This window comes from Bacillus cereus group sp. BfR-BA-01355 (genome assembly GCF_022663675.1).
In the GTDB taxonomy this organism is placed as follows: domain Bacteria; phylum Bacillota; class Bacilli; order Bacillales; family Bacillaceae_G; genus Bacillus_A; species Bacillus_A thuringiensis_S.
This window is the reverse complement of record NZ_JAKUFY010000007.1, coordinates 23,324-44,767: the sequence shown is the minus strand read 5'-3', so window position 1 is coordinate 44,767 and position 21,444 is coordinate 23,324. Positions and strand designations below refer to the sequence as shown.

Genomic DNA, 21,444 nt, shown 5'->3' with positions numbered 1-21,444 from the left:
TACTGAATTTTCTAGTATCATGTTTTTAAATAGTCTTAATGAGGAGGAGATAGACTTGAAAAATGTAATGGAAAATCGCCTTAATCGCGCAGAGGTGCCCGCTGAACTAACATGGGATTTATCCGATTTGTATAATTCTGATGCCGAATGGCATACCGCATTAAACGTATTAGAAAATGATATACAGAAACTTGATACATTTAAAGGACGTTTACATACCAACTCCACAACTTTATTAAATTGCCTACTTTTAGAAGAAGAGCTTTTAATGAAGTTAACAAAACTGTATTCATATGCAAATTTAAAAGAATCTACTGATCGTACAAATCCAGTTATTCAAGCGAACTCTTCCAAAATTTCTGCTTTATGGACGAAAGTACATACTGCACTATCCTTTATCCATAATGAAATTCTCTCACTTGAAGAAGGAACAATTGAAAAATATTTAACTGACGAAACAAAACTTGAACCTTTCCGTAAGTCGTTACTAGAGATACTCAAAAAAAGGCAGCACACTCTCTCTCCTGAAACAGAAGAAGCACTTGCTGCACTTGGCGAAGTTCATAGTTCTCCATACAAAATTTACGGCATGACTAAATTGGCCGATATGGATTTCACTTCTATACAAGACGAACAAGGAAACGAACTCCCTGTTTCATTCTCATTATTTGAAAGCAAATATGAATTTTCTCCAAGCACATATATACGTCGAAAAGCATATTCATCATTTGTTTCCACACTAAAACAATATAAAAATACAATTGCCACAACATATGCTACTGAAGTTAAAAAACAAGTAACACTTTCTCGTTTACGTAAATATGAATCCGTTACCCATATGCTATTAGAACCACAAAGAGTTCCACTTGAAATGTATAACAACCAACTTGATATTATTTATAAAGAATTAGCACCTCATATGCGCCGTTTTGCAGATTTAAAAAAGAAAGTATTAGGACTCGATCAAATGCTTTTCTGCGACTTACATGCACCTTTAGATCCCGAATTTAATCCAGCTATTACTTATGAAGAAGCAGGCACGCTCATTCAAGATTCTTTAAAAGTATTAGGCGATGAATATAGTTCAATAATCCAAAAAGGATTCAAAGAAAGATGGGTAGATCTTGCAGATAACGTAGGCAAATCAACCGGGGCATTTTGCTCAAGTCCATACGGCTCTCATCCCTATATTTTAATTACATGGCAAAATACGATGCGTGGATGCTTCACATTAGCACATGAATTTGGACATGCTGGTCATTTCTATTTAGCAAATAAAAACCAACGTATCATGAACGTACGCCCATCTATGTACTTTGTTGAAGCACCATCAACTATGAATGAATTACTATTAGCTCAGCATTTACTAGCGACTACTGACGATAAGAGAATGCGCAGATGGGTCATTCTACAACTACTCGGCACATATTATCACAACTTTGTTACTCATTTACTTGAGGGTGAATATCAACGTAGGGTATATGCTCTAGCAGAAGAAGGACAGGCCCTTACAGCTACAACTTTAACTGAAATTAAAACAAATGTCCTTTCGACATTCTGGGGAGATTCTGTAGAAATCGATGAAGGTGCGGGCTTAACTTGGATGCGTCAGCCTCATTATTATATGGGTCTATATTCTTACACATATTCCGCAGGCCTCACTACAGCTACTGCAATAGCTCAAATGATTAAAGAGGAAGGACAACCTGCTATTGATCGCTGGTTAGATGTGCTTCGCGCTGGTGGTACAATGAAACCACTTGAACTAATGAAACATGCCGGAGTAGATATGTCAAAATCAGATGCAATCCGTAAAGCTGTTTCTTACGTTGGTTCATTAATTGATGAATTAGAGCATTCTTATCAAGAATAAAAAATAAGCCCTCGCTTTATGAGGGCTTATTTCATATTTACTTCCCAAACCTTTTACGATATCCACATTTCCTACAAAGCTCTTCAACCGCAACTCTTTTTGAAAATCCATCGACAATGTTTGTTGCTCTTTCACCTTCTATAATGTTAGAAAATGAATCATTATTAATATTTCCAAGGTTAATAATCCCTTCACCATCTAAACAACAAGGAATAACCGTCCCATTCGCTAAAATCCCTGCCTGATTACGAAGTCCATGACAGAATCCTTTCCCGTCATCCTCTTCTTCATGTAATGCTGGCCACTGGAATTCATAGTCTTGATTAATAAAGACACGTTCTGCAATTTTTATACCTTTTCCTGGTGTAAGCTTCTCTTCAATCTGATAAGATAGATCAAATTCATTTTCAATTATGGATAATAACTCTCTATTTTTCTGGATTTCAGCATTTGTTTTATTATCCTGAGTTAAATTCCATAACCTTAACGATACAATTAAATCTGATTGACTTGTCGCTTCCCTAATGAAGGAAAGTATACTCCTTACATAGCCCTCTTTATCTTGCGAACCTGGGTGTCCATCAAAACTATGCAGTGAAAAATTCATTTGTCTTAACGCGGGCTTATTTAACAGCCTATGCCTTCTCTTATTAATTAACGTTCCGTTCGTTGTAATATTAACTTTAAACCCTTTTTCATGACTTAAGTCTAATAGCTGATCTATTTTCGGATGGAGCAACGGCTCACCCTTCACGTGCAAATAAATGTAGTCTGTGTGAGGTTTAATTTGGTCTAATCTTTTAGCAAAATCCTCTACAGAAATGAATTGCTTCTGCCTTTCCGTCGGCGGACAAAAGCTACACGCAAGATTACACACACTCGTAATCTCCAAGTAAAACTTCTTAAACTTCTTCACCTTTAATTCCTCACTTCTCTAACTACTTATACTTTTTCCTCTTCATATTACAGCATATTTTTATAGAAATAGAAACATACTTATTTTAGGAAATGTACATACCATCTAATAATGTTTAAAAGACCATCGGTAATTTTTGTCCAATGGTCTTTCCCACTATTAATTATCTTTAACCTCTTTTACATACTCCCATGTTTCACCTTGATCTTTTGATTGATAAAGTATACTACTATTACCATTGTAGTCTCCATCTGCTCCTTGCCCTACTAGCATGTTAAAAACTCCATCCTTCTCATAAGGCAGATTAGGAAAATCAAACGGATTTATTACCTGTCCACTTTCTAGTTTCACTTCATAATTTGTATAGCTCAACTTTTTAAAAGTTATACCCCCATCATCTGTACGGTATAACCTCCCTTCATTTCCAGAGGGTCTGGCTGCCCTTAAAAATCCGAGCTTTTCATTAAAAAAGATGATTCCTGATGCACTACCTACCGCTTCATTGAACGGGTCTTCATTTATAACTCCCCATGTTTCCCCTCCATCAATTGTCTTGCTTAGTGAATAAAAGGTGCTCCCTAATGCTTTATCTGTGACATCTAGTTTATAACCAACTTCTTTTGAAAAGTAAAATTGCTCATTATTATTAGTTAAATTCTTCTTTTTCTTTTTAGAACTACTTTCCTTACTCCAATTTGGGTCACCTAGTAAATTATATCTAGCAGGTACTACCTCTTTCTCTTTTCCAGGGATAAATATAGATACCGTATATCCAATTATTTCGGACTTTGCTTCTTCAAGCTTCTCTAATTTCCCATCTTTATTAATATTAATAATTCCTTCTCTGTTGTAACCCCAGTTCCTTTTCCCATAATAGACCAGCCCATACTTATCTTCATTCCACTTACTTACAGTTTGTTTAACTGGAATGGCTTGAACTGTTTTAATTAAGGGTTTTACTAATTTATCTTCATTATAATCAGCGTTAACATACCCATTTAATCCTACAAAAATATATTTTGATTTATTTTTATTATAAGATATTAAGTAGCTTTCCTCTTTTCCAGCAGCATTTTTCCCATAAAGAAAAGTATCAAATGATGTAATTGTTCCATCTGATTTAAATTCCAAAGTAAAATCATCCGACATATATAACTTCTTTGGCAAAGTATATTTCTTATTTATATCTTCAAAAATGCCCTCTACACCATACTTATATATATTATCACGCTCAAGTTTAACTGATCTTTCGTTTTTTACGCTTTCTATAAACCATGCTAGTTTACCGCCATAATTCGTTGCACTTTTATAAATTTTTATCCCATAAAAAGACGTTATAAGGATAAGTATTAGAACAGAAATGTATTTCCATCCCTTTACATTTAATAATTTGGATGATTCGCGTTCCCTATTTTTCACAATTTTAATTGTAGTAAATATAATGATAAGTATTAGAAATGCTATAGATAATAACCAAATATAAATATTATTATTCATTCTCCCATACATACATAATAAAGCTAACTCATAACAAAAAATCCAGTATACGATTATTACTAATGGATTTTTTAGTAATGATGCCAATATTTTTTTCATATCTTCCTTAAATATGTTAATCCCCCCTAAGTACATCTAATACTTCTTTTTTCCTATATTGAGTATACTTGATTTCACCAGGCACTTGCATACCCCCATATTTACTGTACATCTTCATTACATATCGGTTAAATCTAAAATAATAAAATGCGTATAAAAAAGCACTCTATCTTGTAAAGATAAGTGCTTTTTTCTTGATTATATTTTTTATTCAATATACAGCCAATAATACTTCATGTTGGTACACAAGGCATGATTAATTTCGGATCAATATTTATGATACAGTTCACCGTAACTAATCTAAATAAGTTTACTTTTTATTATCTTTATAATTAAATTTAACAAAAAAGGTAGTGCCTTCCGATCCTGTTTGAATTTCTATTTTTGCATTATGGCGGGCAGCAATGGCATAACATACACCTAACCCCAATCCAGTTCCATTATCTTTGGTCGTGTAAAATGGCGTACCCAGTTTCTCTAAGACTTCAGGCCTGATACCTTTTCCTTGATCGTGCACTGCAAGCACCACACAATTTTGACCTTCCTTGTAGGTGCTAATGGTTAGAACTTTCCCTGTATTCATCGCTTCTAAGCCATTACGATATAGATTCATTAATAATTGCCTTATCTCATTACGATTTAAAAGTAATTCCGGAATGTCATTTGTATCGACTTGAATATATTTATTTTGATTATACGTATCAATCTTTATTAAAGGGATAATATCGCGGATAATTGAATTTAAATCTAACATCTGCAAATCTAATTTCCTTGTATTACCCATTGAGAGAAATTCAGTAATAATAGAATTGGCACGGTTAAGTTCTTCAATCATTAAATGAAAGTACTTATTATGTTTCTCATAGGTATTCTCTTCTTTTAATAACTGCAAAAATCCTAGTACCGTTGTCATTGGATTTCTAATTTCATGGCTGATACCTGCTGCCATTTGCCCTATTAAATCAATGTTAGATAATCTTTTCAATTCCTGTTCATATTTCTTTTTTTCCGTTATGTTTTTAAAAATACAGCAAATACCATCATCATACGGGTATGCAATAACTTCGTGCCAATATTCATCTGCAGTAGAAAGAAATTCGAAATGAACTGTAGTTCGCTCTGACATCGCACGATGAAATTCCTTATACATAACTGTGTCGATGTCACTCGGGAAAACATCCCATATATTCTTTCCTAATACATCTTTTGCTGTTTTTCTTTGCGGAAAATATTGGTGCTTATTTACGTACGTAAATTCCCATTTATTATTTAAAGTAAAGAATCCATCCGTAATACATTCAATCACACTTGTAACTTTTTCATTAGCAGCAGCTAGCTCTCCCGTTCGCTCTTTCACTATGCTTTCTAGTTGATCCATATATAACAAATTTGAAAACGTAGGGGCTGTGGCATCAACGATAGATTTTGCTAGTTGAATTTGAGAATTATCGTAATTGTGAGCTTTTCCTTCTTTGCCAACGACGATTACCCCTAATACTTCTCCCACTGAAACCAATGGAATCATCAATAGATCCTTACTATCTATATTTTTTGTTTGAATAACCTCTTGGATCTTGGCTTCATAGCTTTTCTCTGTCCGATCCGCTTCTGTCCAATCACAGCCCTTACTTAATTTCGTTGTTTTAATCGTTGTTTTGTCTAGCGAATCTAGAAGATGGGCAGTCATATTTTTACTCTCTAAAATCTGTTCTAAGTAAAAAAAGCATTTATCAAAACTCTCCTGTATCGAAGAACACATTGATAAATCACGGGTAACATTTAGTAACAGCTGCTTCTCAGCAATAAGGTTTTCCTTTTGTGTTAAATTATTTGCGTTTTGAATTGCGACCGCGGCCATATTTACATAAGCTTCAACACTTTGAATTTCTGAATCTGTTAAGTTCATCGGAATCCCATAATCAAATAAAAAAACCAGACCAAATAACTCTTGCCTAAATGAGATAGGCAGAGCTAATAAGGACTTAATTTTAAACGCATCAACTGGTCTCGGATCTGGTCGATGATCCTTTGAGGTATCAGGAATATAGATGGTTTTTTTCGTTTCAATAACTTCTTTTGCCAGTAAGTCTATTTCAGGATCAATTACCTGAGTATCGAGCGTTACGCCATTTATGGTCTCTGGTTTTCCTGCAAACCCTCTAAATGTTCCATCTTCCTGTGGTAAATAAATTCCAACAGCATCGCACCTAACAATCTCCTCTGATATCGCCATTGTCACACGCTGCAATACTTCACGTAGTTCTAATTTCGTATTTATTATTTTTGTTATATTCGCGAGCCTAGAATATCTCGTCTGATCACTTACCATTCACATAGCCTCCAGTTATAGGCATAATAAAATAAATATGATAATATCAGTGTCTTACCTTTATTTTACATAGAATATCTTACTTATGATACGGTTCCCCACGATTAATCCGAAACGCTCTATACACTTGTTCAAGCAATACTAATCGCATTAATTGGTGTGGTAATGTCATCTTTGAAAAAGAAAGTGATTCGTTTGAACGCTTCATCACTTCTGAACTTAGTCCGAGTGATCCACCAATTACAAATGCGACTTTACTCTTTCCGTATGTAGCAAGGCGATCTAGACTTACCGCAAATTCTTCTGATGACTTTTGCTTTCCTTCTATAGCTAATGCAATCACATGCGTGTCATCAGAAATTTTATCCAGTATACGTATACCTTCTTTTTCCTTTACAATTAACATTTCTGCTTCACTTAAATTTTCTGGCGCCTTTTCATCGGGCAATTCAATTACTTCTACTTTTGCGTATGCTGATAATCGTTTTAAGTATTCTGCTATACCTTGTTTCAAATATTTTTCTTTTAATTTCCCAATTGAAATAATCGAGATATTCACACGTATCATCCACCTTACAAACATGTTATCCACAAAACTTATCCACATATCCACAAACACTACCCACATATTGTGTGAGAATCTGTGTTCGATACAACATATGTCGCCTCATTTTGACAAAATTCACATGTTTTTTTCTCTTTTTCTGAGTTATCCACATTGTTGATAACCGGCGCAACTTCACACTCATCCACAATAATATCTAACGCTAATTCAACATGTTCTAAACAACAAGGTAAATTCATTTTCTTCACCTCACTTTTCTACAATAGAAAACAGGAGGTAGGCCCTCCTGTTTTTAATACTTTTGAATGCCTAATTTCACTGTTGTTGTTACTCTTTTTGTACCACGATAAAACGTAAGAGTCATTTTATCATTAATTTCCTTATCATATAAGGCCGTGCGGAATCCAATAATATCGCGAATCGGTTTTCCATCTACTGCCACAATAACATCATGTTCTCTTAAACCAGCATCTGCGCCTGGCGAAGGACTTTTCACATCCAAAATACAAACCCCTTCTGTTACAGTACCTGGTAAATGTAATGTTTTTGACCAATAATAGTTTGGAATTTCATTTAATGACCTAAGTTCAATCCCAACATACGGCCTTCTTACTTTTCCATACTTCTCAAGTTCATTCATAATCGGAACAGCCCTAGTCACCGGAATAGCAAGTCCGATTCCTTCTACTTCTTTTGCAGCAATTTTCATTGAATTAATACCAATTAATTGTCCTGCTGCATTTACAAGCGCACCGCCACTATTCCCCGGATTAATCGCCGCATCCGTTTGTAACACTTCTACTTGCCAATCATAGTGTCCATCTTGATCTAAATCTACAGGGACAATACGTTCATTAGCTGAAATAATACCTTGTGTAACAGTTCCAGAGAATTGCAGTCCGAGTGGATTTCCAATCGCAATGACTGGCTCTCCTCTGCGAACAGTATTAGAATCGCCGATTTCAATTATTTTTTTCACATGCTTTGCATCTATTTCTAATACAGCTAAATCTGTGACTACATCGGTTCCTAATACTTTTCCAGGAACCTTCTTACCGTCACTTAAACTTACTTCAATACGATTCGCTCCAGCTACAACATGATTATTCGTTACAATATAAGCTTGACCATTTGTCTTTTTATAAATTACTCCTGATCCTGTACCAGCCTCTGAATCTGCCTCTGAAAAGTTATCTCGTTGAATGTTAATAACGCCCACAACAGCTTCAGATGCACGGTCAACAGCATCTACAAAGCTAATCTGTTTAATTCCTTGAGCTTCGGCCATATTACTTCCGCTTGCTTCAGCTTGCGGAAGCGTATCAGCAGAATTTGAAAATAAAGGAGCTCCAAACGCAAATAAAGAAGCTCCTACAATTGTTCCCGCTATACTAGAAAGAACTATACCTTTATGCTTCTTTTTCCCTGCACGTTTCATACGATAATTTTCTTCATCAATAAAGGACATATTTGTTCACCCATCTTCCTGAAAACAACTATATTCACCTTTATTGTTTACTAAAATGAAGAATTATACGTATTGAATTTTTGTAGGCATTTTTGGATCTGTATCGTGAATTTCAAAGGATTCACCCACTCCAAATCCTTTTTCCTCTAGTACTTGTGATACTGACATACGAGCTAGTTCTTTCATGTTATTATCTAAGCTTAAATGGGCTAAATAAATATGCTTTGTCTCATCTGTAATTACATCTGCCATTGCTAATGCAGCATCTTCATTACAAACATGCCCAACGTCGCTTAAAATACGTCGTTTAATGCTCCATGGGTAACGTCCCATACGAAGCATTTCCACATCATGATTACTTTCAAATACGAAAGCATTAGCTCCCTTAATAACGCCCTTCATACGGTCGCTTACGTATCCCGTATCTGTAATAAGTGCTAATTTCCTATTATTGTTATGGAAAGCATAAAACATCGGTTCTGCCGCATCATGAGAAACTCCAAATGATTCGACTTCAATATCACCAAATGTTTTCACATCCCCAACTGAGAAAATGAATTTTTGCTCAGTTGGGATATTTCCTATTAAATGTTCCATTGCATTCCATGTTTTCTCATTCGCATAAACGGGTAAATCATATTTACGCGCCAATACACCTAACCCTTTAATATGATCACTATGCTCATGTGTTACAAGAATACCTGATACATCATTTATATTCAGTTCTGCTTGTTTAAATAAAGCCTCTGTCGCTTTACCACTTAAACCTGCATCGACTAGTAATTTTTTTTCATCGGTTCCTACGTATAGCATATTTCCTGTACTTCCACTTGCAAGTACGCTAAAATGCAACCCCATTCTTTCTCACTCCAGTATGTTCATCAACCACTTGATTTTCCTTTTCCCCTAATTCCATAACTTGTCCTTCAATTGCATTCACAAAGAAGTCCTGTTTCTGCTCCGTTTTTAAATTCCACGTTGGAGCAAGTACTTGGTTATTAGAAGTAGATGCGGTAAGAGTGGCATAGCCAATTTGTGCTTCTTTAACATGCGTATTTCCATGAATTTTATTTTTTAAATACAAATTTTCTAAAGCTGTTTGAGCCGTAATAATTTCTTGCTCTTTCGTTTTTTCACCTTCGCCCATTTCTTTTAAATCAGTTAGCATTGTCTGCGTATATGAAACAAGTTCATTTTTTTCATTTAATTCCACAACAATCATCGCCTGATTATTATAGAAAATAGGCTTATCTTTATATTTTTGGAAGAAATAAATTTTAGAGTCTTTCACCGCTCCAAATTCATACTTTTGTCCATCCAATACATAGTTCTTCAAAAATTCATTATACTTATCTTTTGATAATGATTTCGTATTTAAAAAAGGCTCTTTTAGCTTACTTTCTATCTTGTACATATTTTGTATATGCGCCGTTTGATTTTTCAAAGACTGTATATCATCTTCTTTAAAGGCTTTATTTTCCGCTCTAATAAACGACTCTTTTTTCGGTTCCTTAGGGATATTCCCTATAGTAATTTTGTTTGCCTTTAATTCTTGATCTATCTTTGTTTCTGCAATAAGCTCCAATTGATTACTATCTTGCTTTTGAATGAATTGAAAAATGAGAAAGAGGTCCAAAACAAAAAAGGTCACAATAAATATGGTTTTAATCCGATCCCAATCCATTTAGTCCTCCCTCACTCCACTCATAGATTTTCTGTTTACCTGTTTCACCTTCAACAAGCTTTACATACCAAATTGGTTGTAGTCGAACTACTTGTCCATCTAGTGATAACTTGTATCCAATACCAATATCCTTAATTACTTGTTTCTTTATCTCTGGATTATTTTCTAGAGATGCTATTACAACATGCCCTGACGGAAGAGTAACCTTCTGTTCTATGCCTTTAGTATTTAAAGACAGCAACGGTCTTTCATATTCCATTACTTCTTCTGATCCCCATTTTTGTCTCAATTCAGCTAATCCATCTGTATTGAATACGGAATATCCATCTTCATGTAAGCGAAACACTGTCTCTCCTTTATTCATATAGTCCAAACGATATGAATCCAAACTTCCACTGTGACCACTTACGAATTCAAAGCTTTTTTGTAACAGCATTAAATTATCTATCGTTTTCTCAGTTAAGACAGAAGAGTTTTTATACTTTAGCATGTGACGATCGTCTTCAATTTCCATAGATCTAATACCATCTGTAAATGTTTCTTTCGATATCTCAGTAATTGGACTTAAATAACGAGGATCACTAAACAGAGCATTCTTAAACGTATCCACTGCTAAATTAGATGAGATATATGTTATATTGTTTAACTCTGTCGTTCCATCTGGTAAAAATAACTTTTTCATATCATTGATTTGATAATCAAAATAAGGCTTTGCTGATACTATAAATTGATTTTGGGCATTTACAATATCTTTTAAATACACGCCACTTAATTTTGCCTCATATATTTTAAAGTTATCACCATCAGAAACAAAGTTAATTTTAATTTCTTGATCCTTACTTCTAGAAGGATCAAGAAGAATACGATTAAAATGTTTAGGCTTATCTGTACCTTTCTCTTTCATGTTAAACATGGATTTAACTGCATCAAATGGGATATCGGTAGGGAAAACAAGTTCAATTTTCCCTTCACCATGCACATAGGACAGGAAATCACCCTTAGTGATTGATATCTCTCTAAACTCATGTAGTTCCCCTACTTCCAGAGGCTTATAGATTGATTCTATATCTGCCTCTCTTCTGCTCCCATAATGATTTTTATCTTTATGCACGATGATAGAAGTAGGACGGACAACATCGGCAATTTTAGTTTGATTCGTTCCTTCATTGCCCTGTACAAATTTCGCGTTTTGCATGGATGTAGAATCTGGCACATACGTCCATAGGTTAAAAGTAAGAAATAGGCTAATTACGACTAGGTTAATTAAAACTATTGTTTTAAAGTTTTCCATACTCATTCCCAATCGTCCTCTTCATCTGCTGCCATTGGTAACGTGAAATAAATAGTTGTCCCTTTTCCTTCTTCACTCTTCGCCCAAATAGAGCCACCATGTGCCTCAATCATTTCTTTTGCAATTGCTAATCCAAGTCCCGTACCACCCATTTGTCTTGAACGAGCTTTATCTACGCGATAAAAACGTTCAAAGATTTTATCAACGTTTTCTTTTGGAATACCCATTCCTTGGTCACTTACGCTAATTTCTAATAAATCACCGCGATCACGTAAGCGATATGTTACTGTTCCACCTTCTGGTGAATACTTTAATGCGTTAGAAATAATGTTATACAGCACTTGAGTAATTTTGTCAGTATCCATATCAATAAACCTAGATTTTTTAGAGAAAGATCGTTTGAAACTTACATTTTGCTCTTTAGACATTTCAAAGCGATCAATAACATTATTAAAGAAATCAGTAAAGTCGACCCATTCTTTCATTAAACGGTGCTCTGTACTATCAAGTTTAGATAGCTGTAACAACGCATTTACAAGTCTAATCATTCTTTCTGTTTCTTCTTGTGTAACCGTTAAAAATTGTGGTGCAATATTCGGATCCTGCCACGCTCCATCTGTAAGTGCCTCTAAATAACTGCGCATCGTCGTTAATGGCGTCCTTAATTCATGAGAGACATTCGCCACAAACTCACGGCGTTCCCCTTCTATACGCTCCTGCTCTGTTACATCATATAGTACAGCAATTAAGCCATTGGCCTTCCCTGTTTCTTTTTGAATAACAGAGAAACTAGCACGTAAAATATATGGTTCGTTTCTCGTACTAAAATCTAATAACACAGAATCTGGCTCTTCATATAAATGATCGAGCGTAAATTCTTCCTGTATCCCTAATACCTCTAAAACAGATTGATCGAGCGCTGTTTCACGAGAAACATTTAACATCTTTTCCGCAGGGTCATTTAGTAAAATAATATCCCCTTTTCGGTCAGTAGCAATTACTCCATCTGTCATATGTGATAAAACGGATGATAATTTACGCCTTTCACTTTCTGTAGAAGAACGAGCTTGTTGTAATTTTTTTGATAAATTATTGAAGGATAATGCCAGTTGTCCAATTTCATCATGGCTATGCACTTTTACTTTTCTCGAATAATTTCCTTTTGCCATTTCAATTGCTTGTCTCCGCATATCTGAAATTGGTCTTGTAATTGTTTGAGCCAATAAAATCCCAAGTACGGCCGTTACTAATAAGGCAATTACTGTTCCCGTAGCAAAAATTTGATTTATATCCTTCATTTGTTTATATACATCTTCCATAGATGCAACGATGTATATAACACCAAGCGCATCCTTGCCATTATCATCTAGAATCGGAGTAAGCATAACTTGAACACGATGGCCTGTACTACCATCCTTCTCAATTTTCACTTCTGGCTTTTTTTGTACTAACACTCGCTGAACAGCTATATCAGTTGATGTTCTATTCACCTTATTCTGCTTTGATTCATCTGAAATAGCCAATAACTTTCTATGCGAATCAAATACACTTACCTCTTGTATAACTTTCTTTTGATCAGAGGCAAATTTTCGAATAGAAGTTTTAATGGTTTCATCTGTTGACTCTGTTTCTGCTTTTGTATAACTTTTTTTAAACTCTTGTTTCAAGTTATATGATAATAAGTTTGTTTGCTGCGTTAAAGAATCCCTAAAACCTTGTACTAGGCTCTTCTCTAATTCCCTTACGAAATAAACCCCAATAACTTGCATCGCTATTAATATTAATAGCATATATATAAGCACAAATTTTAAATGAATAGATTGAAAAAAACCAACTTTCTTCATATACTATTCCTGCTCTGGGTCACGCAAGTAATACCCTACTCCACGTCTAGTTACAATTAAAGTAGGATGGCTTGGATTATCTTCAATTTTTTCACGCAAACGACGTACTGTTACGTCTACTGTGCGCACATCTCCAAAATAGTCATAACCCCAAACTGTTTGTAATAAATGTTCGCGTGTCATAACTTGTCCTAAATGTTTCGCTAAATAATGTAGCAACTCAAATTCACGATGTGTAAGCTCGATATTTTCCTCGCGCTTCGTTACACTATATGCATTTGGATTAATAACAATTGGTCCAATAACCATTTCTGTATTTTCTTCTTTTTCTGCAGAACCACCTTGTTGATGACGGCGTAAATTCGCCTTCACACGAGCAAGTAATTCCCTCGTACTAAATGGCTTCGTTACATAATCATCTGCCCCAAGCTCAAGCCCTAATACTTTATCAATCTCAGAGTCCTTTGCTGTAAGCATAATAATCGGCATTTCTGAACTTTTACGTATTTCACGGCAAACCTCTAATCCATCTTTACCCGGTAGCATAATATCTAATAAAACCATATCTGGTTGTTCTTCATTAGCTTTTTCAATTGCTTCATCACCATCATGCGCCATTACTATTTCAAAACCTTCTTTTTCTAGATTAAACTTCAAAATATCTGCAATCGGCTTTTCATCATCAACTACTAAAATTTTCTTTCCCATCATCGTCTATTTCCTCCTTATAAAAATATGGTCAATAATCCCTAAACATATCGATGTTTACATAGTATGTCCTATATGACCGCATCCTTTGTTTAAGTATTTTCTCCTCTATTCTCATAGACTCATGTATGATCCACTTTTACACGGCATCCTATACGATCTATAGAAAAACCTCTAGCTTCAACTGCTAGAGGCTCCTCGTTCTATTTTAAAATAACTACTCAGTTTTGTAAAATTACATAAATAAAAAGGATATTAAGTGGGCCCACTTAATATCCTGAGAGTGGCTCGGGACGGAATCGAACCGCCGACACGAGGATTTTCAGTCCTCTGCTCTACCGACTGAGCTACCGAGCCAAAACTATATATAAAACCACTAATGGTGGTATAAACAAAAGTGGCGGTCCCGACCGGGGTCGAACCGGCGATCTCCTGCGTGACAGGCAGGCATGTTAACCACTACACCACGGGACCAAAAATAAGCATAAAAAAAAACATGACCCGTACGGGATTCGAACCCGTGTTACCGCCGTGAAAGGGCGGTGTCTTAACCACTTGACCAACGGGCCACGAAAAATAAAATGGTGAGCCATGAAGGATTCGAACCTTCGACCCTCTGATTAAAAGTCAGATGCTCTACCAACTGAGCTAATGGCTCATACTCACCAACGTCATATTTTCATGACGACAAGATGTATCATAACATGTATTCTGTATTCTTCGCAATACTTTTTTTCATTTTTTTATAAAAGATAAGAAAAAACTCATGCGGACATGAGTTTTTTCTAAAAATATCAATTAAGCTTCGTATACATTACGAACAATATTCGTTTGGTTACGATCTGGTCCAACTGAGAACATAGATAATTGAATTCCTGTTAACTCAGAAACACGTTCTACGTATTTTCTTGCATTTTCAGGAAGCTCGTCTAATGATTTTACACCAGTAATATCTTCTGTCCAACCTGGAAGCTCTTCATATACAGGCTCACATTTCGCTAAAATGTTTAAGTTTGCTGGAACTTCATCGATAACTTCGCCATTGTATTTGTAAGCAACACAAATTTTAAGAGTTGGAATATCTGTTAGAACGTCGATAGAATTTAATGATAGATCCGTTAAACCACTAACACGACGCGCATGTCTTACAACAACGCTATCGAACCAACCTACGCGGCGCGGACGACCAGTTGTTGTTCCGTACTCACGACCAACTTCACGAATTTGATGACCAATTTCATCATTAAGTTCAGTAGGGAATGGACCGTCACCAACACGGCTTGTATATGCTTTACATACACCTACAACGCGAGTAACTTTCGCAGGGCCAACTCCAGTTCCAACTGTTACACCACCCGCAATCGGGTTAGAAGATGTAACGAACGGGTACGTACCGTGGTCAATATCAAGCATAACACCTTGTGCACCTTCAAATAATACACGGTGATTGTTATCTAGTGCATCATTTAATACAACAGATGTGTCGCATACATATTGTGCGATTTGTTGTCCATATTCGAAGTACTCTTCAAAGATTTCCTCTACGCTGAAACCTTCTGTATCGTACATTTTTTCAAACAAACGATTTTTCTCTACTAAATTGCGCTCAAGCTTCTCTTTAAATGCTTCACGGTCTAAAAGATCAGCCATACGGATACCAATACGAGCAGCTTTATCCATATATGCAGGACCGATACCTTTTTTCGTTGTACCGATTTTGTTATCACCTTTACTAGCCTCTTCTAACTCATCTTGTTTTAAGTGATAAGGTAAAATAACGTGTGCACGGTTACTTACACGTAAATTATCAGTACTTACACCACGGTCGTGTAAGTATTTTAACTCTTCAAGTAATGCTTTCGGATCTACTACTAAGCCATTTCCGATTACACAAATTTTCTCTTTATAGAAAATACCAGATGGAATTAAGTGTAACTTATATTTAACTCCGCCGAAAACAATTGTATGTCCCGCGTTATTTCCACCTTGATATCTTGCAACTACTTCCGCATGCTCAGAAAGAAAATCAGTGATTTTACCTTTTCCTTCGTCGCCCCATTGTGTTCCTACAACTACTACTGAAGACATTATTAAAGCACCTCCGCAATTTTCAAACGATCTATTCAAACAATATAATTGTACCAAAACCGAAAAAGAAGTCAACCAAAAAGCGAACATTTTTTTATTAAAAATCATTTTCGTTCGTAAGAATTATATTTTCACCTTATGAAAGCCTTATCTTTATCCCATAAAAAAAGAAACACATCTTATTATAAGAAATGTGTTTCTTTTTTATACTGCCTTTATGCCCCATCCTCAAAGCGTCGTTCTAAATTAACGAATTTATTAAATTCTTTAACAAACGCAAGCTCTACTGAACCTACCGGACCATTACGTTGTTTTGCAATGATAATTTCAATCGTATTTTTATTTTCCGTTTCACGGTCATAGTAATCTTCACGATATAGGAAAGCTACAATATCAGCATCCTGCTCAATACTACCAGATTCACGAATATCAGACATCATCGGGCGTTTATCCTGACGAGATTCTACACCACGAGATAACTGTGATAAGGCAATAACAGGCACTTGCAATTCACGCGCAATCCCTTTTAAAGTACGAGAAATCTCAGATACCTCCTGCTGACGGTTCTCACCTGATTTCCCACTTCCTTGAATAAGCTGTAAGTAGTCAATTAAAACCATACCAAGACCTTGTTCTTGCTTTAGTCTACGACATTTCGCTCGAATCTCATTTACCTTAATTCCTGGTGTATCATCAATATATATACCGGCATTTGAAAGACTACCCATCGCCATTGTTAATTTCGCCCAATCATCAGAAGTTAATGACCCGGTACGAAGTCTTTGCGCATCGATATTTCCTTCTGCACAAAGCATACGCATAACAAGCTGATCGGAGCCCATCTCCAAACTAAAAATCGCTACATTTTCATCCGTTTTCGTCGCTACGTTTTGTGCGATATTTAATGAAAATGCAGTTTTCCCTACTGACGGACGTGCTGCTACGATGATTAAATCATTTCGCTGGAAACCTGCCGTCATCTTATCTAATTCAGTAAATCCAGTTGGTATCCCAGTAACTTCACCTTTTTGATTATGCAAAAGTTCAATTTTATCATAAGCATCTACAAGAACATCTTTAATATTTTGAAATGCTTTTGCATTCGTTTGATGGGATACTTCTAATATTTTTTTCTCGGCCTCATTTAAAAGGCCGTCTACGTCATCTTCTCTCTCGTATCCATCCGACACAATATGAGTCGCTGTTCGAATTAAACGACGTAAAAGTGCCTTTTCAGCGATGATACGTGCATAATATTCAACGTTAGCAGCTGTTGGAACAACTTCTGCTAACTCTGCTAGATAAGACACTCCACCAACTTCTTCTAGTAATCCTTGATCAGCCATCGCTGATGTCATTATTACTAAATCGATCGGTTCTCCTTTGTCAGATAACCCAAGCATTACCTCAAAAATCTTTTGATGTTTCGTTCGATAGAATGAGTCAGGTACCAATAACTCTGATGCTGATGTTAACGCATCTTGATCAATTAATATGGCCCCTAAAACCGCCTGCTCGGCTTCTATATTATGCGGAGGGGTACGATCAGCAAGTACATCACTCATACGCAATCCTCCTTGCTTAATTTATTTTTATTGTTCACTAACATGAACTTTTACTGTCGCTGTTACTTGCGGATGCAATTTCACTGTTACATTTGTGTAGCCTAATGCACGGATTGCATCATCCATTTCAAATTTACGTTTATCAAGTTTAATTTTATGTGATTTTTGCATCGCATCTACGATTTGTTTGCTCGTAATAGAACCGAATAAACGGCCACCTTCTCCAGATTTCGCTTTTACTTCTACAGTTAATTTCTCTAATGTTTCTTTCAGCTCTTTTGCATTCTCAACTTCTGCTGCTGCATCTTTTTCTTCTTTACGCTTTTGAGCTTCTAAAGTTTTCATACTGCTATTTGTTGCTTCAGCAGCCAATCCCTGTTTTAGTAAGAAGTTATTTGCATAGCCATCTGGTACGTTTTTTACTTCTCCTTTTTTACCTTTACCTTTTACGTCTTTTAGAAAAATTACTTTCATGATTGTGTGCCTCCCTGTAAATAGTCATCAATAACAAATCGAAGCTTCTCCTCGGCTTCATCTACTGTAACATTTTTCATTTGTGTGGCTGCATTCGTCAAATGCCCGCCACCACCTAAGTTTTCCATAATTAGCTGCACATTCACTTCACCTAAAGACCTGCTGCTAATTCCAATGAGATTCTCGCCACGTTTCGCAACAACAAATGATGCAATAATTCCTGTCATTGTTAATAACGTGTCAGCTGATTGCGCAATAAGCACTTGATCGTAGTAATCATCACTATCAACTTTAGCAATCGCAATTCCATTTTTATAAATGTACGCATTTTTTATAGCTTTTGCAACCCGTAAATACTGATCCATATCTTCCTTTAAAAGTTCTTGTACAAGTACAGTATCTGCACCATGTGAGCGTAAATAGGAAGCAGCATCAAACGTACGAGCCCCCGTCCGGAATGTGAAACTTTTCGTGTCGACAATAATCCCCGCTAACAATGCCGTTGCTTCTAACATTGTCATCTTTAAATTTTTCGGTTGATACTCAAGCAATTCTGTAACCAGTTCTGCCGTTGAAGAAGCATATGGTTCCATATAAACTAGCAATGGATCTTCAATAAAATCTTCTCCACGGCGATGGTGATCGATAACTACTACATTTTCAATTTTATGTAACAATTTTTGTTCCATCACCATAGAAGGTTTATGTGTATCAACAACAACAAGTAATGACTCATCATTCGCAAATTCCATCGCTTGCTCTGGAGTAATAAAGTGAGACCATAATTCCTCATTTTGTTTCACTTTGTCCATCAAGCGTTTAATTCCCTTATCAGAATCATTTTCATCTAATACAATATATCCTTTACGCTCGTTTAATTGAGCCACTTTTAAAATACCAATCGCAGCACCAATTGCGTCCATATCAGGAGCCCTATGCCCCATGATAATGACATTACTACTTTCTAATACTAAATCCTTTAACGCATGCGAAATGACCCTAGCACGTACACGGGTACGCTTTTCAACCGGATTTGTCTTGCCTCCATAGAACTTAACTTTACCTGTCGCTTGTTTAATAGCTACTTGATCTCCCCCGCGTCCAAGCGCAAGGTCTAAACCAGATTGAGCCATTGCCCCAAGCTCTGACAAAGGTAAATCACCTGATCCGACACCTACACTTAATGTAAGTGGTATATTCCTTTTAGATGTTTCTTCACGCACCTGATCTAAAATACTAAATTTCCCTTTCTCCATTTGCGTCAGAATACTTTCATTTAGCACAACGAAGAATCTTTCTGAAGATGCACGTTTTAAATACGCACCATACTTAAGTGCCCATTCATTTAGTCGCGATGTCACAAGACTTGTTATATTCGTACGTAATTGATCATCTAATCCTTGTGTAACTTCATCATAATTATCCAAATAAATTACAGCTAAAACAGTACGTTGATCCTCATACATCTTTTCGATTTCTGTTTGTTCCGTTACATCAAAGAAATAAATTAACTTTTCTTCTTTCCTTACAAAAACGCGAAACTTTCGATTATTTAAAGAGACTATATCATCAGAAGTTTCTCCTTTAATGAAAAGAAGTAATGTTTCTGATACATCGTAAAGGTGCCATCCAGCTAATGCATGCTGTCCCAGACATGAAGATAAATAAGGATTTGCCCAATCAATCCCATAATCCTTATTGTATAACAAAATACCAATCGGCATTTGGTTAAATGCTTCATTACTTACTTTCTTTACTCTTGTAATCATATCTGTAGTATGCTTTTCGAAATTCCTTTGAAAATTAAGTTCAAATCGTATAACGATAAAAAATACGATACAAAAAATGACAAAAGCAGCTATTCCCATAATTAAATGAAAATAACAGAGAATTGAAATGAGCACAAACACAAAAAATGCCAATACATAAACAGGATATAAAAACCACTGTTTCTTATCAAATTCAGGCATGTATACAACTCCTATAAAGTAAAACTAACTCACCTTCCAGTTAGTTAAACAGATTAAAATAGTATAAGGAATATTGTTTTATCCCCCTATTTTAGAACGCAATGAAATCCCTAAGTCAATTATACCTAAGATTGTCACAAGAGGAAACAGCATCGGAATAAACATGCATGCAATAAAACTAATAATAGGAATCCCTTTAGTAAAACCTTTTCTATACGCTAAAAAGGCGATAAATGTCAGACCTTGCAGTACAAGCAATAGTGTAAATATTACATTTAGGTTAGAAAATACCATATGTAAATATGATGTTGGTTCTACTTTTATAAAAGTTGCTAACAAAATAAATATAACGTAATACCAAACAATACTCTTTGGTAATTGTATATCTTTAAATTTAGGCCAAGGTATAATGTCATGTTTTAACTTTTTCAAAACACTACCTGATATTATCACTGTAATCCAAGAAAAACATACTGAAACTAGAACAAGTATACTTGGAAATAACGATTGTAATATATCATTCATTTGTGTAAGTAACTCTTTTTGTTCCTTACTAATCGGCATACCTGTAGCACTTACTATCTTTTCACTTTGCACCATACTTTCACTAAACATACTTTGCATTTGCTTCATTATATCTATGTTGAAAAACTTTATACTCGCAACATAAATAAGTACAAAACCAATTAAGTGTGCAAGCGTCCCCGCTATTAAGATTTCTACTGACTTTTTTCTTGTTTTATACATATATCCTAAAACAATCCCTATCAATCCAAACATAATTGTCTTCACTAAATTCATGGGTTGACTCACAATAATAGTAACAAAAAGTGATGCTACAAAAATCATGAGCACATTAGATAGTTTATGTCTTATCGTTAATAGTATAAATGGTAACGGCAACGCAAAAGTTACAACAGTACCCAAAATCGGAACATACATAGATATAAGCAATAAAATTGCATATATAGCTAATAACGCTGCACCTTCTGTAATAAACTTTGTTTGTTTCACATTTTAACCTCTCTTTCAAAAAAGAAAAGCATAGCAAAATGCACAGTAGAGTCGGACTC

General features: G+C 35.4%; 17 protein-coding genes and 4 tRNA genes. 1 reads left to right on the top strand and 20 read right to left on the bottom strand.

From position 1 onward, the window contains the following. Positions 1-55: 55 nt before the first annotated feature. A complete protein-coding gene (pepF, locus tag MR167_RS04020; RefSeq protein ID WP_000800233.1) occupies positions 56-1,873 on the top strand; it encodes an oligoendopeptidase F in 1,818 nt (605 codons plus the stop codon). A 37-nt stretch (positions 1,874-1,910) separates the two neighbouring features. Here pepF and MR167_RS04015 read toward each other — a convergent pair whose 3' ends face one another. The 20 genes from MR167_RS04015 to MR167_RS03920 form a co-directional block, all read right to left on the bottom strand. Beyond that, positions 1,911-2,789 carry a radical SAM/SPASM domain-containing protein gene (locus MR167_RS04015; RefSeq protein ID WP_000713633.1) on the bottom strand — a complete coding sequence of 293 codons (879 nt, stop codon included), beginning with the start codon at positions 2,787-2,789 and terminating at the stop codon, positions 1,911-1,913. Positions 2,790-2,948: 159 nt separating this feature from the next. Then, on the bottom strand, positions 2,949-4,421 hold the full coding sequence (locus MR167_RS04010; RefSeq protein ID WP_242313987.1) for a WD40/YVTN/BNR-like repeat-containing protein: 1,473 nt from the start codon (positions 4,419-4,421) through the stop codon (positions 2,949-2,951). Between the two features lie 274 nt (positions 4,422-4,695). Continuing rightward, positions 4,696-6,714 carry a GAF domain-containing sensor histidine kinase gene (locus MR167_RS04005; RefSeq protein WP_242313985.1) on the bottom strand — a complete coding sequence of 673 codons (2,019 nt, stop codon included), beginning with the start codon at positions 6,712-6,714 and terminating at the stop codon, positions 4,696-4,698. A 79-nt stretch (positions 6,715-6,793) separates the two neighbouring features. Further along, positions 6,794-7,273, bottom strand: coding sequence for a 23S rRNA (pseudouridine(1915)-N(3))-methyltransferase RlmH (gene rlmH / locus MR167_RS04000; RefSeq protein ID WP_001027003.1), 480 nt, complete (start codon positions 7,271-7,273; stop codon positions 6,794-6,796). A 59-nt stretch (positions 7,274-7,332) separates the two neighbouring features. Next, positions 7,333-7,518, bottom strand: coding sequence for a CxxH/CxxC protein (locus MR167_RS03995; RefSeq protein ID WP_001052827.1), 186 nt, complete (start codon positions 7,516-7,518; stop codon positions 7,333-7,335). A gap of 53 nt (positions 7,519-7,571) precedes the next feature. Further along, positions 7,572-8,747, bottom strand: a complete 1,176-nt coding sequence (locus MR167_RS03990; RefSeq protein ID WP_000008032.1) for a S1C family serine protease — start codon at positions 8,745-8,747, stop codon at positions 7,572-7,574. A 63-nt stretch (positions 8,748-8,810) separates the two neighbouring features. Then, positions 8,811-9,605, bottom strand: coding sequence for an MBL fold metallo-hydrolase (locus MR167_RS03985; RefSeq protein ID WP_000522837.1), 795 nt, complete (start codon positions 9,603-9,605; stop codon positions 8,811-8,813). Beyond that, positions 9,589-10,431, bottom strand: a complete 843-nt coding sequence (locus tag MR167_RS03980; protein WP_000383719.1) for a two-component system regulatory protein YycI — start codon at positions 10,429-10,431, stop codon at positions 9,589-9,591. The genes MR167_RS03985 and MR167_RS03980 overlap by 17 nt, the downstream gene beginning before the upstream one ends. Further along, positions 10,412-11,728: a YycH family regulatory protein gene (locus MR167_RS03975; RefSeq protein WP_000061567.1), complete on the bottom strand. Its 1,317-nt coding sequence runs from the start codon at positions 11,726-11,728 to the stop codon at positions 10,412-10,414. The genes MR167_RS03980 and MR167_RS03975 overlap by 20 nt, the downstream gene beginning before the upstream one ends. Further along, positions 11,725-13,566 carry a cell wall metabolism sensor histidine kinase WalK gene (walK, locus tag MR167_RS03970; protein WP_000755366.1) on the bottom strand — a complete coding sequence of 614 codons (1,842 nt, stop codon included), beginning with the start codon at positions 13,564-13,566 and terminating at the stop codon, positions 11,725-11,727. The genes MR167_RS03975 and walK overlap by 4 nt, the downstream gene beginning before the upstream one ends. A gap of 3 nt (positions 13,567-13,569) precedes the next feature. Further along, positions 13,570-14,277, bottom strand: coding sequence for a cell wall metabolism DNA-binding response regulator WalR (gene walR, locus MR167_RS03965; RefSeq protein ID WP_000971869.1), 708 nt, complete (start codon positions 14,275-14,277; stop codon positions 13,570-13,572). A gap of 281 nt (positions 14,278-14,558) precedes the next feature. Continuing rightward, positions 14,559-14,631: transfer RNA gene (locus MR167_RS03960), tRNA-Phe, on the bottom strand. Between the two features lie 41 nt (positions 14,632-14,672). Continuing rightward, positions 14,673-14,748 (bottom strand) — tRNA-Asp (locus MR167_RS03955). Between the two features lie 23 nt (positions 14,749-14,771). Next, positions 14,772-14,843, bottom strand: a tRNA-Glu gene (locus tag MR167_RS03950). Between the two features lie 13 nt (positions 14,844-14,856). Then, positions 14,857-14,932: transfer RNA gene (locus MR167_RS03945), tRNA-Lys, on the bottom strand. A gap of 140 nt (positions 14,933-15,072) precedes the next feature. Beyond that, on the bottom strand, positions 15,073-16,362 hold the full coding sequence (locus MR167_RS03940; RefSeq protein WP_000100230.1) for an adenylosuccinate synthase: 1,290 nt from the start codon (positions 16,360-16,362) through the stop codon (positions 15,073-15,075). 215 nt (positions 16,363-16,577) lie between these two features. After that, positions 16,578-17,927, bottom strand: coding sequence for a replicative DNA helicase (gene dnaB / locus MR167_RS03935; RefSeq protein WP_001286147.1), 1,350 nt, complete (start codon positions 17,925-17,927; stop codon positions 16,578-16,580). Between the two features lie 27 nt (positions 17,928-17,954). Further along, the gene (rplI, locus tag MR167_RS03930; protein WP_000864237.1) at positions 17,955-18,401 is read right to left on the bottom strand and encodes a 50S ribosomal protein L9; all 447 of its coding nucleotides are present in this window, start codon (positions 18,399-18,401) and stop codon (positions 17,955-17,957) included. Next, positions 18,398-20,371 carry a DHH family phosphoesterase gene (locus MR167_RS03925; RefSeq protein ID WP_001113785.1) on the bottom strand — a complete coding sequence of 658 codons (1,974 nt, stop codon included), beginning with the start codon at positions 20,369-20,371 and terminating at the stop codon, positions 18,398-18,400. The genes rplI and MR167_RS03925 overlap by 4 nt, the downstream gene beginning before the upstream one ends. A 78-nt stretch (positions 20,372-20,449) precedes the next feature. Continuing rightward, the gene (locus MR167_RS03920; RefSeq protein WP_242313983.1) at positions 20,450-21,385 is read right to left on the bottom strand and encodes a YybS family protein; all 936 of its coding nucleotides are present in this window, start codon (positions 21,383-21,385) and stop codon (positions 20,450-20,452) included. Positions 21,386-21,444: the final 59 nt, after the last annotated feature.